Raw genomic sequence first — 16705 nt, 5'->3', positions numbered from 1 at the left:
ATAATCGCTTGCTTTGCGAAAAATGCATTAAAATAAAAAATTCGCTAAATTATTCACCTCATGTGAGATTTCTGGCTTTCCAGTCCTATTTAACCTCGCATCACCTTCTGCATCAGTTAAACGGCATCCCCTATAACTTCGATAATAAAATTGCGGCCGATATCGGAACAGGCTTGGGAATATTGCCATGTTTGCTTAAAAATAGAAATGCCGGAAAGATTATCGGTATCGATTCCGATAAGGAACTTTTAAATGCGGGCAGTTCTTTGATAGAAGATAAAAATGTATATTTTATATGTGCAGACGGGTTTAATATGCCGATAAAAGATGCATCTTTCGATGCAGTTTTTATCAGGTATGTTTTTCAACATGTAAATTTATCGGATGATTTTCTCATAGAAGTAAAAAGGGTAATGAAGGATGACGGAATATTGGTTATAATAGATATAGACGATGAACTAAATTTATTTTATCCCGATTTACCCGAAAGGTCAGAAAATTTGTTTAAAATTTATTCGGAATATCAAAAATTAAAAGGAGGGGATAGATTTATTTCAAAAAAATTACCGTCCTTTTTATCGGCGCATGGATTTAGAGATATAAAAGTAAAACCATATACCGCAACTTTTTTTAGTAAAAAGGACAATGATTTTAATTTTTCGGGGTTAAAGGATGCTTTTTTATTAATTCAAAACGAGTTAGAACTTGTTAAAAATGACCTTTTTAAAGAAAATCTTATAGGCATGGCGGAATTTCACAGAGGCTTGAATGATTATTTTAATTTTTTAAATTCTAAAGAATATTTATTTATTTCGAAAACGGAGTTTGTAATCACCGGTAAAAAATGAAAACTGAATTAAGCGCATTTATAGCAATAAATAATAGAGAAATTTTGAAATTTATAAGGCAAAGGTCAAGGCTTATCACGGATCTTTCAAGGCCGGTTATCTGGCTTTTATTCGTTGGTTTCGGCATTTCGACTATGGTTAAGATTAAAAGCGGTTCTTATATGCAGTTTATCTTTCCGGGGATACTTGTAATGACGGTTCTTTTCAGATCTATTTTTTCTTCGATATCGATAATATGGGATAGGGAGTTCGGGGTTTTAAAGGAGATTCTCGTTTCCCCCGTATCGAGAAAAACATTCGTATCCGCAAAGATAACATCTGGCGGTATTATCAGCACCATTCAGGCGATAATAATGCTGGCTTTTGCCCCTGCGTTAGGAATTAAAATTTCTTTAAGCGTTTTTATTCTTACCGTTTTTTCCCTTTTTTTAATTTCATGCTCCATTACCGCCTTTGGAATAGTTATAGCCTCGAGAATGACATCCTTTGAGGGTTTTAATTCGATTATAAACCTTATAGTCCAGCCGATGTTTTTTGTAAGCGGCGCGCTTTATCCGATAAAAAGATTCCCATTTTTCTTAAAAATACTGGCTTATGTTAATCCCATAACGTATTCCGTCGATATACTGAAGTATATCTTTTTTTATAACAAAAAAGTAAGTTTTTTTATCCCCGAGACCCCCATTATATTAGACTTTATTTTTATTTTATCATTTCTGATTATAATGATTTTTCTTTCTAATTATTTTTTTGAAAAAGAGGATAATTAAAAAATTTAAACAAAAATGAAGATTAATTTAAAGATATTTAAAAAATCTATCAGAAAAATAAAGGTTAAAAAACCTTTAGAGAAAAAAGGCTTTGTCATCTTTCAGATTGACGGACTTTCCTATGAAGCCGTAAAAAAAGCCTTGTCGCTTAATTTAATGCCCCATTTGAAAAAAATCATTACGGGGGACGGATACAGTTTTGACAAGTATTTTATAGGGGTTCCCAGCGATACCCCCTTTTTTCAGGCAGGACTTCTATATGGAAATAACGATAATGTGCCGGGATTCAGGTGGATAGAAAGAGAAACTGGAGACGAGATAATCTTTAAAAAACCTGAAAGCGCCGGTTATATCGAGGAGGCGCTTGCAAAAAAAAATCGCGGGCTTCTCATCGGGGGTTCAAGTTATGTCAATCTTTTTGCGGGCGGAGCATCCAGATCAACTTTCACGCTTTCAACCTTTTCTATTCGTTATTTATTTAAAAGAAAGGTTCGAAATTTTGATATTTTCATTGTGTTTATATTTCATATTTTTACCTTTTTAAAGACATTTATTTATGTTTTTTTTGAGTTTTTAATTGAAATATGGGAAAGGGTCGTCGATGTCGTAAAAAAAAGAGATATCCGTCCCGAAGGTCTTTTTCCGTTTGCAAGGGTTATGTCTAATGTTATATTTAAAGAAATAGAAACATTTGGCGCCATAATGGATATATCAAGGGGGGTTCCGTCTATTTATCTCGATTATATAGGTTATGACGAAATTTCTCATCATAGGGGACCGTATTCGCTCAGCGCTTTAAGTACATTAAAGGCTATAGACAGAAAAATATATCATATTTATAAAGAAATAAAGAGGGCTGAAAGAAAATACGATTTTTTTATTATTTCCGACCACGGCCACACCCCGTCCATACCCTTTTTTCATTTAAATCATAAAAAAAAGCTTGAGAATATAATCGCAGATTATATTAAAAATGATAATTTCACAATTTATGAGTTTGATACGGGATACAATGCCGTTATAAAAAGATTAATTATATACATAAACGATTTTTTTAAAAGAGGGACATGCAATAAAATTTTAAATAATTTCAGAGGTAAAATAGATGCGAACAATAAGCCTGCCCGCGATTTCAATAAAAAAATAAACTGGGAAAGGGATAAAATAGTTTATATTATGAATTCAGGACCAATGGCCAATATTTATTTTTCGGGGAAATCATCAAAGATGTCCGTCGAAGAAGTCGAAAAATCATTCCCATGTATAACTCTTATGCTTGCAAAAACCAGAGGTATAGGGTTTATTATGGGTCAGAATGATAATGGCGAAGCGGTTATTTTTGACAAAAACTCTCACAGGTTTTATCGTTTTTTAGACTTTTTTGAAAACGGTGCGGATAATTATCCAAGTCTAAAACACATCATAGACGATTACGGCAGCAAAGAAGAAAAGGATATGGCTCTTTCGTCTATCGAAAGGTTCTGTAAGTTTAATAACGCCGGAGATTTAATATTATTTGGGGAATATAACGGCCGCCGCATAATAAATTTCGAAAATCAGCTGGGCGCCCACGGCGGCATAGGCGGAAAACAGAATATGCCGTTTGCCGTGTGGCATAGCAGCACGCCGTTTGCCTTCGGGTCAGTTAATAATTCTTGTAAAATTTATGAATTTTTGTATAATAATTATGTAGTTTGATTTATATTTGAAAAATAAAAATTATATAATATTTAATCGCACGCCTGATGTCAGAATTAAGACAGGACCCAACAACAAGGGAATGGGTTATTATTGCTACGGAAAGAAGGAGAAGGCCTCACGAGTTTGACACCTTTCCTCCGTCTAAAAAAGAAATTAACGCAAACTCCTTAGAATATTCCGAGGATTGTCCATTTTGTTCAGGAAACGAATATCTTTCTCCAAATGAGGTTAAATCATACAGGACGCCGGGAACAAATCCTAACTCAAAAGGCTGGTGGGTTCGGGTTATCCCGAATAAATTTGCGGCCCTTTCTCTTAGCCCCGAGGTTAGCCTCTTATCACGCGGGGATGCAAAAGTTTTTAATACCGATTTTACAGGATATTTTTTCCCCAAAGCCACGGAGATTTTCAGGACCAAACCCGGAATCGGCGCTCATGAGGTGGTTATAGATACCCCAAAGCATAATGAAATGATACCCTTTTTTTCCGATAAGCAGGTTCAAGAGCTATTTTTGATGTATAGGGACAGATACTTAAGTTTAAGCCGGGATTCAAGGTTTAGATACATTATAATATTTAAAAATAACGGGGTTAATGCGGGAACATCCATAATCCATTCTCATTCCCAGATAATTGCGACCCCTATTATTCCGCTTACATTAAGAAATAACATTTCTCAGGCCAGATTTTATTATGACGAAATAGGCAGATGTATTTTTTGCGACATGATACAGGGAGAGATTGTCGATGGCAGGCGAATTATCCTGCAAACCGGCGATTTTATAGTTTTTCACCCGTTTGCTTCTACCAGTCCGTTTGAAACATGGATAATGCCGCTTGTGCATGAGCCATGTTTTGCCTCTATGACGGTTGACAAGACTAAAGCTCTGGGAATTATCGTAAAAAAAGTTCTCAAAGGAATGCGCGATGCGCTGAACGACCCTGATTATAATTTTGTTTTTAACAATCCGCCTATAGCGGACGAAAAAGAGGATTATTATCACTGGAGTTTGAGGATTATTCCACGCCTTACCATGAAAGCGGGTTTTGAAATCGGAACCGGAATGTCCATAAATACTGCGATACCTGAAGAAACTGCCGAATTTATGAGGGGATTTTTAAAGGAGTAAAAAACTATATGATTAAAATTTTAGATAAATTTGATTCAATAATTTTTGATCTCGACGGAACATTAATCGATTCTTTTGAAGCTATTAACGATGCCTTCGATGAAGTTTTTTCCAGATTTCAGGGGAGAACCATAACTTTTCAAGAATCCAACTCCTATGTCGGCGTTCCGCTCGAAGGCCTTTTGGGCGAGCTTTTTGGAAAGGAAAATCAGGATGAGGCGATCGAAGTTTTCAGAAATAAATATAAAGAGGTTTGTTTTGAAAAAACTTCGCTGATCGGCGGGGTAAAAGAACTTTTAATTTATTTTAAGAAAAAGGGAAAGTCTTTAAATGTAGCCACAAACAAAACCGGTTCGATTTCAAGGAAATTACTGGAGCATTTGGAAATAGGCAATTTATTTGATTATGTTTTTGGCGTGTATGACGGACTTCCGGGGAAACCCTCCCCGGAAATGATTCAAAAAATAGTTGAAAAAACCAATATTTCTTTATCCTCAACAATATTGGTAGGGGATTCCCCTATAGACATAATGACTGCTAAGAATGCAGGTATCCGCATTTTCAGCGTTGCATCTGGAAACCATTCCTATGAAGAACTTCAATCGTTTAACCCTGATTTTATATCGATGTCTATCTCCGGATTAATGCCGAACGGTAATAATAAATGATATATATCGGTGAAATAAATTATCTTAATGTTTATCCTATTTATTATTTTTTAAAAAAGGAAATAAAAATTCATCCGGAATTAAATTTTCTGGAGTTTATTTATGGAACGCCCGCTTTTTTAAATAAAGGCCTAAAATTAGGGGATATCGATATAAGCCCGTCATCTTCCTCTTATTATATTTTAAATTATAAATCGTCCGTCCTATTTCCCGATCTTTCGATAAGCTCTCAAAAAACAGTAAAAAGCATTTATTTATTTTCCCAAAAACCCATTGAAGATTTTAACAAAGGCGAAGCTATTTATATAACTCCTGAAACATTAACCTCTTTAAATTTATTAAAGGTTTTATTGGTTGAAATTTATAAATTAGATTTTAATAACCTTAACTTTGTTACCCTGCCGTCAAGCGATAAGTTTGAGCTTAAAACTGAATTTAACGGCAGTAAAATGAACGGCAAAAATTTTTTGCATATCGGTAATAATGCTTTAAAATATAGAAAATTTATCCCGGAAGGTTATTTTGCGTACGACCTTGCCGATTTGTGGTATAAATTTACAGGTTTTCCATTTGTATTTGCGTTATTTATATTAAGAAAAGACGCTTATGATAAAAAGAAAATCGAATTCGAAATTCTTTATAGGTATCTTATAAAATCTAAAGAAAATGCTGCCCGCGGTTTTAAAGAGGCGGCTTTATCTGTATTGAAGCTCGATGAATATAAATTTATATCGTATGAGGAACTTATAAATTACTGGACAGACTGCCTAAGCTTTGATTTTGGGGAAAGAGAAATTGCGGGATTTAAGCTTTATTGTGAATTATTGTATAAAAATAGGCTTATAGATTCTTTTCCGGCATTAAATTTTGTAAATTTTGCCTAAAGCGGCGCGGCCTGTTCCCCGTCTTTAATATTAATGTAATCTTGAGATAAAGGTATCATAAATGTAAACATAAAGCCGTTTCCCAGACTGCTCTTAAGCACGGCAGCGCCGTTAAGGAGTTTAAGCGTGTGCTTTATAATTGCAAGTCCAAGCCCCGTTCCTTTATATTCGGTTGTATGCGAACTGTTTACCCTGAAAAATCTTTCTCCCAGCCTTAAAAGATTGGTATAACTCACACCTATACCTGTATCCTCGATAGAAAAGAAAAAGAATTCTTTATGTGTTTCGGCTCTACCTAGGTTATCCCATAAAATGGATGCCTCCTCAGCCCCGGCTATAAAGTTATAGACAGTTTTGGCGTCCTGAATAGATCCTTCGATTTTGATAATTCCTCCCTTTTCGGTATATTTAACGGCATTTTGGATTAGATTTATTATAATCTGATTAATTTTAGAAAAGTCTGAAATAAATAATTCATTGCCTATGTTTTTAACTATGTCTATTTTTTTTTCTTTTATTTCTTTTTCAAACAGCGATAAGGAATGTTCGACCGAAGATTTAATGTTAATTTTTTCTAATTTTATCTGCGCCCTTCCCGTTTCTATTTTAGTTAATGTTATCAGATCGTCTATAAGATAATTAAGCCTTTTTGTGTGGTGTTCTATTATATCGAGGAATTTAATGCCGGTAGCATGATTATCCATAGCGCCGTTTTTTAAAGTTTCGACAAAACCCATTATGGCGGTAATCGGTGTTTTAACTTCGTGGGATATATTTTGAATGAATGTCGATCTTATATTTTCTATTTTTTGCAGATATGTTACATCTCTTACTATAACGGCATATTTTTCGGTATCCTTAATTTTAAATACCCTGCAGTTTACCGTTTTTTCGTTAGCTTTATCGAAATAGGATATTCTTTTTTCGATAGAATCAAGATTATCTTTGTTGATTATATTATCGACAAGGCTGTTTATCTCAAAATTTCTTATCAAAAATTCAAATTTTTTAATGCTATACGGAAAGGCAGCCGATCTTATATTGTCTTTAAAAGCCGGATTCACGAATAATATATTCTTATCTTTATCCACAATGGTTAAGCCGTCATTTAAATTATTTAGAATATATAAATAAAGATTTACCTGTTTTTCATATTCTCTAATCGTATTTTTAGTTAAAAATTTTTTTATTAGAATATCCTTATATATTTTTTTTTGTAAAAAGATATACAAAAAAAATATAAATAATGATAATATTAAAATCAAAGCTATTATTGCGGGCAAACCATTCATATTAAAATTTTATATTATATCGTTATTATTTTCTATAAAAATAAATGTATAAAAAACTGATATATAGTTCTTTTTTTTTATTTTTTCTTTTTTCGTGTAAAAACTCCTATGGATTCTTAATAAACGAAATTGCAGGAACGGTGAACGGCACGCCTGTAACATTGAACGAATTATATTTTTCTGCCGGCGTCAACCAGATTAATGAGCTAAAATGCGATGAATTAAATCATAAATTCTCAAAAAGCAGCTTAAAAAGAAATTTGAACATTTATATCAACAGATTAATAATTTTGGAGCAGGAAAAAAAAATCGGAATGATAAAAGTATCAAAAAACCAGATAGACGCTTATATAAAAAGCTTCAAAAAAAAATTTAAGGCGGTATGTAAAAGTATGCAATTTCAGGTGTTTTTAAAAAAATATGGATTTAATACGATGATGTTCTTTGATTATGTAAAAAATATATTGCTCGAAAAAGAATTTATCTATGAAAGATTGCATTTTTTATCGTATAGTCCCGAAAATGGCATAACTTCTTTTAATAACGCAAAGAAAATACAGAGCAAGGAGTTGCTGTCCAAGTTAAAAGCATGGATTCAAGGACTAAGGAAACATGCCGATATCGAAATTAATGACAATTATTAATTATATTTTATTTAAATATTTTTATAAAATATCCGTATAATATATGTATGAATTAAAAGTATTATCGAGTTTCTCTTCCGCCCATGCGCTCAGGGGATATAACGGCAAGTGTGAAAATATTCATGGACATAACTGGCGGGTTGAAACCACGGTTACTTCCAATGTATTGAATGAAATAGGTTTAGTTATCGATTTCAAATTGCTAAAAAAGTATGTTGACGGGGTAATGGAAATACTCGACCATAAATTTATAAATGAACTCGATTTTTTTAAAGAAGTTAATCCATCTGCGGAAAATATTGCAAGATATATATACGAAGAGCTTGAAAAAATAATCGGTCTCAATGAATACAATGAGTGTAAAGATATTAGAATAACAAGAGTCGATGTTTACGAAACTTCTTCATCGATGGCATCATATCGTAAAAATTGATTGACTAAAATTCTTGAATATATTAAAAGATTATTGATATATTAATATTAAAATTAAAATAACGAATTAAATTTAATGCTTCCGTGAATCCAAATAATAAAAAAATTTTTAATTTAATTCTTGTAATAATTCTCATCATCTCTATTTTCATTTTTTATTTCTTTTTTCAAAACGCCGTTAAAAAAGAAAAAGAAATGAATTCTAAAATAGACAAGAAAGTTAATCACTTAAAAATAATACAAAAAGATATTGCCGAAAATATAGGTAAAATAAAGGAAATAGGCATCCCATCCCTTAGATATGGATACTATTTTAATAAAAACGACCAATATTTTATTTCAAAAATTTTAAATGATTCCAAAAAATATTATGTAAAATTAAGCTATGTAAAATTAAACTATTTTAAAAAACATAAAAACAGAGAAATATATTCCTTTAAAATTTCAGGATACGGGAAGCCTAAAAATATTTATTTATTTATAAAGACATTGGAATATAACGATAAAATCCAATTAAATAAATTTTTAATTAAAAACAAAACGAACAGGGATTATGTCTCGTTTTATTCGGATTTATCCGTATATGCTATAAAAAAAACGGATGTCTTAACGCATATTTTAAAATATAAACGCAATTTAACCCCGCCCCCGCAAACATTTGGAACTATTAACCCCTTTTTTGCTCCCGCCGCGTCTAAAAAATATGTAAAAAAAATTAAATCTGCGAGGAAATATCCGCCGGAAGTAAAAAGTAAAAAATTGAAAATTGAAAAAGAAAAAATTTCCAATAAAGCTTATGAAAAGTTGGCATATAAAGCAAAACTAAAAAAATCCGATTATTACAATAAAAAAGGAGTTGCATTTTTTGTACGGGAAGATTATAGCAGGGCTTTCGAAATGTTTAAAAAAGCTATAGCCCTAAACCCTTCAAATTATCAGGCTTTGTCAAATGCGGCTCTTGATAATTATGAAAAAAAAGATTACAATAATGCTTTACTTTATGGCAAAGAGGCGCTAAAGCAAAAAAATGTATGGCAGATTAATTTTATTTTAGGGCTGATTTATTTGCGTAGCGGAGACTTTTTAAGAGCAAAGCATTATTTTGCCAGATCATTAGAGTTAAATCCTTCAAATTATAAAATTAAATATTATTTAAATATCGCTGAAAAAGGACGATAAATATATGTTATAAGTTTATTACACTATTATTTTATGAGGGAATCTATTATGAATATTAATTCTATTAAAAAGGCGATATTTTTTTGGGCAGCTTTATTTTTATTTAGTTTTTCCTTATTCAACAACGCATCTGCCTTTACCACCATTACGATTATGCCCGGCAAGTTGAATACCTTTAGGATAAGCGTTCCCCATGAAGTTGTAGCGGGAAGGAAATTTAAAATTAAAATCGTTGCGTTAGACGATTATGGAAATGTGATTACAGACTTTGCCGCTAAATATGAAGGGTTAAATGTCGGGGTAACTATCGGCAATTATTATATAGAACATTTAAATATTCCTGCTTCCGAATTTAAAAACGGGGTAGTCAGTTTTAATCTTTCTTATAAAAAAGCGGGAAAAATGAATTTAGCCGCATCATTTGAAGGAATTAGTAATTCCAGTTCGCCTATAAGAGTGTCGCCGGGCCCGTTCCATGATTTAAAAATAGTTTCCCCTGCAAAAGTTACGGCGGGACAGCCGTTTAATGTTAAGGTATATGCCGCAGACCAATATGGCAATCCAGTTAACTTTATGCCTAAAGGCGACATACAGGTTTACCTTACCGGCGATAATTTTAAAATTCGTCCAAGGGTTATTCCTTCAGGTTATATAAAAAACGGGATAGGCAAGTTTAGTTTTATTTCCGATAGGGCAGGCATAAGCCAGCTTAATTTTGAAGCGCATTACGATGGAAAGAGCCATGTTTTTATAAGCAAGAATATCGATATAAAGCCTTCAGGTTTCGATAAGTTCCTTATATCGACCAATATCTCTAAGGTTCCGGCCGGCAGACCTTTTATAATTAAGATTGTTTCCGTAGATAGATATAATAATGTTATCGGAAATATTAATAAAACGAAGGGAGAAGTAAAGCTTATCTTAATTTCCGGGCTGGGGATAGAAAGAAGCTCCGTATTTAGTTTTAAATCTTTTCATAAAGGCGTTGCCCTGGTAAAAACTGTTTTCAACAGGGTCGGAACATTTTCTATATACGCAAAACCTATCGGACTGGCTTTAAAGAAAATAAAGGAACCTTCAAAGGTTTTCAAAAATAAAATACCGGCTAAAAGTCTTCTTTTATACAAGTAATATACGGGTAACCAAAATTTTTTATTTTATGTAAAAAATAAAAATGCTATAATATATACATTAATGGAATATGGCGCAATTTCCTGAAAGGGAGTTCTGCTAAATAATCTGCAGCATATCCAACAAAGTTAATTAAAGTTATGATATTTTATTTTTTCGGCGGCATAGCCAAGCGGTAAGGCAGAGGTCTGCAAAACCTCTATACCTCGGTTCAAATCCGAGTGCCGCCTCCATAATATTCGTCTTATGAGGGATCGATATGTATGAAATAGTTGGCAGAAAAAGTATGGGGGAAGGTATTAATTTATATAATATTTTGGCTCCCGATATTGCCTCGAAGGCTTTGCCCGGACAATTTATCATCTTAAGGGTTTACGGAAAAGGAGAAAGAATACCTATAACTATTGCAAAAACCGACAAAAATGACGGAACCGTCACTATATTAGTTCAAACGCTCGGCAAAACAACGCATATGCTTAGCGAATTGAATGTGGGAGATAGTTTGGCAGATGTGGTTGGTCCGCTGGGCGTTCCTACGGAAATCATTAAATTCGGGACCGTGGTTTGCATTGGCGGAGGATTTGGCATAGCGGCAATTTACCCTATCGCCAAGGCTTTAAAAGAGAGCGGGAATAAAGTTATTTCTATTATAGGCGCGAGAAGCAAGAACCTTTTGTTAATGGAAGATGAAATGAGGGCCGTCAGTACGGAACTTTTAGTTGCTACAAACGACGGCAGTTACGGAACAAAGGGTATTGTTACGGATGTTTTAAAAGAGCTTATAGATGATAAAAAAGAACCCGTAGATAGAGTTATTGCAATTGGGCCGGTAATTATGATGAAGGCCGTCAGCGATTTAACAAGGGATAAGTCTATTAAGACTATCGTCAGCCTAAATCCAATCATGATTGACGGGACCGGTATGTGCGGCGCTTGCAGGGTGCTTGTAGATAAAAAAACCAAATTCGCCTGCGTGGATGGACCGGACTTTGACGGCCATAAGGTTGATTTTGATAATCTTATGAACAGGCTTAAATTTTATAAGGAAGAAGAAAAGGCTTCTTATGAATGCCATACGAAAGAACATCATCAAAGTTAACCGTTTTTCATTTTTAATTTGTGAATGAACTAAATTAAATATTTTATTTATATATTGTGAGTAAATAATTATGGATGAGGGTAAAGATTTAAACAAAGACAATTCATTGGACACGAAGGCCCGTCTTAAAATTAAAAGACATGAGATGGCTTCCCAGCCCCCCGAAGAAAGGAAGCGAAACTTCAAGGAGGTGCCTTACGGATATTCTCCCGAAGAAGCAATAGAAGAGGCTAAAAGGTGCATTCAGTGCAAAAGCGAAGTGCCCGAATGCGTAAAAGGATGTCCTGTAAATATTGATATCCTCGGTTTTATAAACCTTATCGAGAAAGGCGATTTTTTGGCTGCCGCTAAAAAGATTAAAGAGACTAACTCCCTTCCCGCAATTTGCGGCAGAGTTTGTCCGCAGGAAGACCAATGTGAAAAACTATGCGTGATTGGCAGAAGAAAAGATACGCCGTCCGTCGCAATCGGCAATTTAGAAAGATTTGTTGCCGACTATGAGGCAAAATACGGAAATACCGGTATTACGGTAAAAGCCGACAAAGGTAAAAAAGTTGCCGTCATAGGGGGCGGACCTGCAGGCTTGACGGTGGCGGGAGACTTATGCAAAATGGGGTACAGTGTTTCCATATTTGAAGCGCTCCACGAAATTGGGGGTGTTTTAATGTACGGGATTCCCGAGTTCAGGCTTCCAAAGGAAATACTTTTGAGAGAGCTAAAGGTTTTAGAGGATATGGGCGTTGAGATTTTTACAAATGCTGTTATAGGAAAAACTTTTACGGTAGATGAATTACTTGAAAAAAAGGGATATAGCGCCGTCTTTATCGGAACCGGCGCCGGAACGCCAAAATTTCTTAATATACCGGGGGAAGAACTAAACGGTGTTTATTCGGCAAACGAGTTTCTTACGAGGGTTAATTTAATGCGCGCATACAATAAATCTGAATACGATACGCCGATGAAATGTGGCAAAACTCTTGTCGTATTTGGCGCAGGCAATACCGCAATGGATGCGGTAAGAACAGGTTTGCGGCTTGGATACGAGGATGCGCGGATTTTTTATAGACGCTCAAGAAAGGAGATGACGGCAAGGCTTGAAGAGGTGCACCACGCCGAAGAGGAAGGGATTAAATTTGAATTTTTAATTAATCCCGTAAGGTTTATCGGTGACGAAAATCAAAATGTTAAGGCTGTCGAATGCCAGAGAATGGAACTGGGAGAGCCGGATGAAAGCGGCAGAAGAAGACCTATCCCGATTAAGGGATCGGAGTTTATAACCGCTATAGAAGCCGCTGTTATTGCGATTGGAACTAATGCAAACCCTATTGTGCCGAATTCCACGCCGGGGATGGATTTAAATAAATGGGGACACATAGTTGCCGATGAAAATACAGGAAGAACCACAAAAAAGGGCGTTTTCGCAGGCGGCGATATTGTAACGGGCGCGGCAACCGTTATACTGGCGATGGGGGCAGGCAAAAAGGCTGCGGTCTCCATAAATGAATATCTCAGGACAGGTACATGGTAAAGGTAAAAACACTTTTGCCGCGATAATAAATTATTGTTAAATTATATTTTTAATCGCCGCGCTTTAAATAAAATGCCGGGGTGGCGGAAATGGTAGACGCAAGGGACTTAAAATCCCTCGGAACTTTGTTCCGTGCCGGTTCGATTCCGGCCCTCGGCACCATTCTTTAACTTTTTTGCCATGCTATTATATTTCATAATAAAGATTTATAGGAAAATAATTTAAAATATTATAAAATTACCATTATGAATAACGAAATCGGGAACGGCGCCGAGCCGGGTGCGGATTCAAATCGGCAAAGCCCGTTTTTAAGTAAAATCGGCGAAATTTTAGAAAACGCATTAGATGAATTAAAGGCTGCGAGAGATTTATCCGAGTTGGAAAATCGATTTAAATTTTTTTGCGGCAAAAAAGGCAAACTCACCGAAATACTTCATTTAATTTATTCTTTAAGCCCCGAAGAAAAAAAGAATATAGGGTCTAAAGCCAACGAAGTCAAGAAGCAGATAGAAGTATTTTATCAAAATAAAAAAAACGAATTATTAGAAGCCGGTAAAATAGGGCTGCTTAAAAAACATAAATTAGATTTAACCGTTCCCGGCGCTTATATCGAAAAATTCCATAAACATCCTATTACGGCAGTTCTCGAGGAAGCCGTTAATTTTTTTTCCTCGATGGGTTTTGAAATAGCCGAAGGCCCGGAAATAGAAACCACATATTATAATTTCGACGCCTTAAATATTCCCGCAAATCATCCTGCAAGGGATGTTTGGGACACCTTTTATCTTTTGAACGGACTTGTTCCCCGCACTCATACATCGAGCGTTCAGGTTAGAACCATGGAAAAAAAATCTCCTCCGTTTAGAGTTATAGCGCCGGGCAGATGCTACAGGTACGAGGCTGTCGATGCAACACATCTATTTATGTTTAATCAGATGGAAGGGCTTTTCGTCGATAAAAATGTTAGATTAACCGATTTAAAAGGTATTTTAGAAGAAACCGTTAAATATCTTTTAGGCGCAAAAAAAACCAGATTTAGACCCGCGTTTTATCCATTTGTGGAGCCGGGCCTTGATTTGGATATAGAATGCGTATTTTGCGGAGGCAGGGGATGCGGCATTTGTAAGCATACGGGCTGGATAGAGGTTATTCCGTGCGGCATGGTTCACCCCAATGTCTTTAAGTATGCAGGGATAGACCCGAACGAGTACCGGGGATTTGCCTTCGGAATGGGATTCGACAGGATTGTAATGTTGAAATACAACATCAATGATTTAAGATTTCTTTATCAGGGAAACTTAGATGTATTAAGCCAGTTTTGACCTATGCTAAAAATTCGGACTTCTTGCCTGAGTATGTTATAAAAACTTTCTTCTTTGCTCTTGAAACCGCTACATAAAATAGTTTAATTTCATCATCATATGCGCTATTTCCATTAATATCGTTATTTAGAAAAAACTGGAACGGGTGGTTTAAATTTTTGCTTTTTTTATTTTTGCTATATGCCTGCGTTAAACTTTTTGAGTGGGGTATGTTGCCGTTATTTGCATTTGCAATAAATACGGTATCAAATTCCATTCCTTTGCTTTTATGGATTGTTCCGATAAACCAATTTTTAGAATTTGCATAGACTTCGGGATTCATTTCTTTTAAAATTTTTTTAAAATTATCCTCCTCTTTTTGCGTTCTGACAAGAATCCCTACATTCCCCCCCTTAGCCAGATACAAATTAAACCGGCCAATAATAAATCTTTCCTCCGAATTTTTACTTTCAAAACTTAGAATATCGATAGCATTTTCATCGGACAGCATATTATCACCTTCGGATTGAATCATCTTTTTAGGAAATCTAAAATTTATATTATTAAGGAGGGAATTGCAAAAATTTATAATTTTTGAATTAGACCTGTAATTATATTGCATTATAAACAATTTTCCCGAAGAATAAAATAAATCGAAGAAAAGAAGATTTGTTGAATCGCCGCCGTTAAAACCATAGATAGATTGATCGTCATCCCCCGCGTACATCGTAATGCCTCTGCCGCTGTCTATTTTTTTGATAATAATATCGCTTAAAAAATCCAGATCCTGATATTCATCAACTAAAATATATTTAAACCGGCTTGCAATATCATAAACTATATTCTTATTTTTAAATAATTTTAAGACATTTAAAATCATGTCGTCGTAAGATATAAAACCGCTTTTAATATTTTCGCAAGCCTGTTCCTTTACTAACGGCGCAGACTTAAATCCAAGTTCTAAATAATATTCCCTGATGATTGAGTAGAAAAAACTATGGTATGTCGTAATATTTAATATTTTTTTTATATTAAGATTATCGCCTGTGCAAAGGCGGCCAATGCGGTTTTTTATTTCATCAGCGGCGTTATTCGTATATGTTAATACCAAAATTTCACCCGGGGGCATAAAATTCATAAGATATAAGAATTTATTTACGATCAGTCTGGTTTTCCCCGAACCAGCCCCTGCTATAACAAGATGAGCCGAATTTAATTCTTTTATAGAAATATCCTGAATTTTACTTAATTTGTCATATTTAAATTTCACAGTTTTTTTATTATTCGGAACATTTTTAATGCCCCGAACAATAAATGGGAATATCTTAATTTTATTAATTATTTCATCGGGGTTGAAATAAATATCGTTAAATGAAATATTCAACATTATTTTAGAATCTCCTATAAATTCATCTCTTATGGCGATAATTTTTTTTAGAGGGTGGATTCTAAGCATTATTGTAAAATTATCTTTGCCCATAAATTTTAAGCAGGGATTGCCAAACGGGTTTTGCCGGTTTGAACCGTGACGGAGAAATCCAAGTTCGCTTATCTTTTTAATAATATAAGTTATAGCCGTAGCAAATTCGGAGCTTCTATCATAAATTATTCTTGTGGCCGTCAGAAGCCCGAGGCGAAGTTTAAAAATATCTATAATTAAATCTTCATAAAAATTTTTATTAAAATTATCGTATATCCTTTGTAAATCAAAATTGTCCGCAATTACTGGGCATAAAATAATTTTGTTATGCAAAACAAAATCGCATATCGCATTAAATAAAACGGCATCCGTCAGATTTTCTATAAACAAATCTTCTAAAATTATAAACTTTGAAGAGAAAAGTTCTTCGATGTCTTTTAAAGGAAAATTAAGCGGACGGGAAATTTTATTTTTATTATAAAGCCGTAAAGAAGATTTCATTTTAATAAAGGATATGACATTATAATCCAATTCCAAATTTGTCAGATTTTTTATAAATGATTTTTTCTTATCCTCCGAAAAAATGGCAATTCCTATAAAGTTTGATAGATTAAAATTGAAATTTTTAAAATAAAGATTTATCATAATAAAATCAGTATGCGTTTTTATTTTTAATAA

The 16705-nt window shown here is 34.1% G+C and carries 15 protein-coding genes and 2 tRNA genes; 15 read left to right on the top strand and 2 right to left on the bottom strand.

The features are described 5' to 3' along the window. Positions 1 to 8: 8 nt before the first annotated feature. Genes EVJ47_02235 through EVJ47_02210 form a run of 6 tightly spaced genes read left to right on the top strand, consistent with a single transcriptional unit; the run spans position 9 to position 6001 of the window. Positions 9 to 848 (top strand): methyltransferase domain-containing protein, encoded by an 840-nt coding sequence (locus EVJ47_02235; protein RZD15110.1) that lies wholly within the window; start codon positions 9 to 11, stop codon positions 846 to 848. Continuing rightward, positions 845 to 1618: an ABC transporter gene (locus EVJ47_02230; GenBank protein RZD15109.1), complete on the top strand. Its 774-nt coding sequence runs from the start codon at positions 845 to 847 to the stop codon at positions 1616 to 1618. Before EVJ47_02235 ends, EVJ47_02230 begins: the two co-directional genes overlap by 4 nt. 15 nt (positions 1619 to 1633) lie before the next feature. Then, on the top strand, positions 1634 to 3316 hold the full coding sequence (locus EVJ47_02225) for a hypothetical protein (protein RZD15108.1): 1683 nt from the start codon (positions 1634 to 1636) through the stop codon (positions 3314 to 3316). 47 nt (positions 3317 to 3363) lie between these two features. Next, the gene (locus EVJ47_02220; GenBank protein RZD15107.1) at positions 3364 to 4449 is read left to right on the top strand and encodes a DUF4931 domain-containing protein; all 1086 of its coding nucleotides are present in this window, start codon (positions 3364 to 3366) and stop codon (positions 4447 to 4449) included. Positions 4450 to 4457: 8 nt separating this feature from the next. Continuing rightward, complete coding sequence (locus EVJ47_02215; GenBank protein RZD15106.1) at positions 4458 to 5117, top strand: HAD family hydrolase; 660 nt, start codon at positions 4458 to 4460, stop codon at positions 5115 to 5117. After that, complete coding sequence (locus EVJ47_02210) at positions 5114 to 6001, top strand: hypothetical protein (GenBank protein RZD15105.1); 888 nt, start codon at positions 5114 to 5116, stop codon at positions 5999 to 6001. Before EVJ47_02215 ends, EVJ47_02210 begins: the two co-directional genes overlap by 4 nt. On the opposite strand, the gene EVJ47_02205 is transcribed toward EVJ47_02210, so the two are convergent. Beyond that, complete coding sequence (locus EVJ47_02205; protein ID RZD15104.1) at positions 5998 to 7293, bottom strand: hypothetical protein; 1296 nt, start codon at positions 7291 to 7293, stop codon at positions 5998 to 6000. The two genes, EVJ47_02210 and EVJ47_02205, sit on opposite strands and share 4 nt — an antisense overlap. 140 nt (positions 7294 to 7433) lie before the next feature. Between EVJ47_02205 and EVJ47_02200 the strand changes: the two genes are divergently transcribed. The 9 genes from EVJ47_02200 to EVJ47_02160 all read left to right on the top strand — a co-directional run bounded on the left by EVJ47_02200 (position 7434) and on the right by EVJ47_02160 (position 14628). Continuing rightward, positions 7434 to 7937: a hypothetical protein gene (locus tag EVJ47_02200; GenBank protein RZD15103.1), complete on the top strand. Its 504-nt coding sequence runs from the start codon at positions 7434 to 7436 to the stop codon at positions 7935 to 7937. A 43-nt stretch (positions 7938 to 7980) separates the two neighbouring features. Then, the gene (gene queD, locus EVJ47_02195; GenBank protein ID RZD15102.1) at positions 7981 to 8370 is read left to right on the top strand and encodes a 6-carboxytetrahydropterin synthase QueD; all 390 of its coding nucleotides are present in this window, start codon (positions 7981 to 7983) and stop codon (positions 8368 to 8370) included. 194 nt (positions 8371 to 8564) lie between these two features. Then, entirely contained in the window at positions 8565 to 9548 is a 984-nt protein-coding gene (locus EVJ47_02190; GenBank protein ID RZD15101.1) for a tetratricopeptide repeat protein, read from the top strand. A 48-nt stretch (positions 9549 to 9596) separates the two neighbouring features. Continuing rightward, on the top strand, positions 9597 to 10679 hold the full coding sequence (locus EVJ47_02185; GenBank protein ID RZD15100.1) for a hypothetical protein: 1083 nt from the start codon (positions 9597 to 9599) through the stop codon (positions 10677 to 10679). A gap of 158 nt (positions 10680 to 10837) precedes the next feature. Beyond that, positions 10838 to 10912: transfer RNA gene (locus EVJ47_02180), tRNA-Cys, on the top strand. A 26-nt stretch (positions 10913 to 10938) separates the two neighbouring features. Next, positions 10939 to 11778: a sulfide/dihydroorotate dehydrogenase-like FAD/NAD-binding protein gene (locus EVJ47_02175; protein RZD15099.1), complete on the top strand. Its 840-nt coding sequence runs from the start codon at positions 10939 to 10941 to the stop codon at positions 11776 to 11778. Positions 11779 to 11848: 70 nt separating this feature from the next. After that, entirely contained in the window at positions 11849 to 13306 is a 1458-nt protein-coding gene (gltA, locus tag EVJ47_02170) for an NADPH-dependent glutamate synthase (GenBank protein ID RZD15098.1), read from the top strand. Between the two features lie 74 nt (positions 13307 to 13380). Next, positions 13381 to 13468, top strand: a tRNA-Leu gene (locus EVJ47_02165). 155 nt (positions 13469 to 13623) lie between these two features. Further along, the gene (locus EVJ47_02160) at positions 13624 to 14628 is read left to right on the top strand and encodes a phenylalanine--tRNA ligase subunit alpha (protein ID RZD15547.1); all 1005 of its coding nucleotides are present in this window, start codon (positions 13624 to 13626) and stop codon (positions 14626 to 14628) included. A 1-nt stretch (position 14629) separates the two neighbouring features. Here the strand turns inward: EVJ47_02160 and EVJ47_02155 are convergent, their stop codons facing one another. Further along, complete coding sequence (locus tag EVJ47_02155; protein ID RZD15097.1) at positions 14630 to 16672, bottom strand: hypothetical protein; 2043 nt, start codon at positions 16670 to 16672, stop codon at positions 14630 to 14632. Positions 16673 to 16705: the final 33 nt, after the last annotated feature.

It is taken from the genome of Candidatus Acidulodesulfobacterium ferriphilum, assembly GCA_004195035.1.
Taxonomy (GTDB): Bacteria; SZUA-79; SZUA-79; order Acidulodesulfobacterales; family Acidulodesulfobacteraceae; genus Acidulodesulfobacterium; species Acidulodesulfobacterium ferriphilum.
This window is presented reverse-complemented; position numbering and strand designations above follow the sequence as displayed.

What these genes read in the sequence shown, in the direction of transcription:
- EVJ47_02215 (RZD15106.1), top strand. Translation starts at nt 4,458, where the DNA reads ATGATTAAAATTTTAGATAAATTTGATTCAATAATTTTTGATCTCGAC.
- EVJ47_02225 (RZD15108.1), top strand. Translation starts at nt 1,634, where the DNA reads ATGAAGATTAATTTAAAGATATTTAAAAAATCTATCAGAAAAATAAAG.
- EVJ47_02175 (RZD15099.1), top strand. Translation starts at nt 10,939, where the DNA reads ATGTATGAAATAGTTGGCAGAAAAAGTATGGGGGAAGGTATTAATTTA.
- gltA (RZD15098.1), top strand. Translation starts at nt 11,849, where the DNA reads ATGGATGAGGGTAAAGATTTAAACAAAGACAATTCATTGGACACGAAG.
- EVJ47_02185 (RZD15100.1), top strand. Translation starts at nt 9,597, where the DNA reads ATGAATATTAATTCTATTAAAAAGGCGATATTTTTTTGGGCAGCTTTA.
- EVJ47_02210 (RZD15105.1), top strand. Translation starts at nt 5,114, where the DNA reads ATGATATATATCGGTGAAATAAATTATCTTAATGTTTATCCTATTTAT.
- EVJ47_02155 (RZD15097.1), bottom strand. Translation starts at nt 16,672, where the DNA reads ATGATAAATCTTTATTTTAAAAATTTCAATTTTAATCTATCAAACTTT.
- queD (RZD15102.1), top strand. Translation starts at nt 7,981, where the DNA reads ATGTATGAATTAAAAGTATTATCGAGTTTCTCTTCCGCCCATGCGCTC.
- EVJ47_02230 (RZD15109.1), top strand. Translation starts at nt 845, where the DNA reads ATGAAAACTGAATTAAGCGCATTTATAGCAATAAATAATAGAGAAATT.
- EVJ47_02220 (RZD15107.1), top strand. Translation starts at nt 3,364, where the DNA reads ATGTCAGAATTAAGACAGGACCCAACAACAAGGGAATGGGTTATTATT.
- EVJ47_02190 (RZD15101.1), top strand. Translation starts at nt 8,565, where the DNA reads ATGAATTCTAAAATAGACAAGAAAGTTAATCACTTAAAAATAATACAA.
- EVJ47_02205 (RZD15104.1), bottom strand. Translation starts at nt 7,293, where the DNA reads ATGAATGGTTTGCCCGCAATAATAGCTTTGATTTTAATATTATCATTA.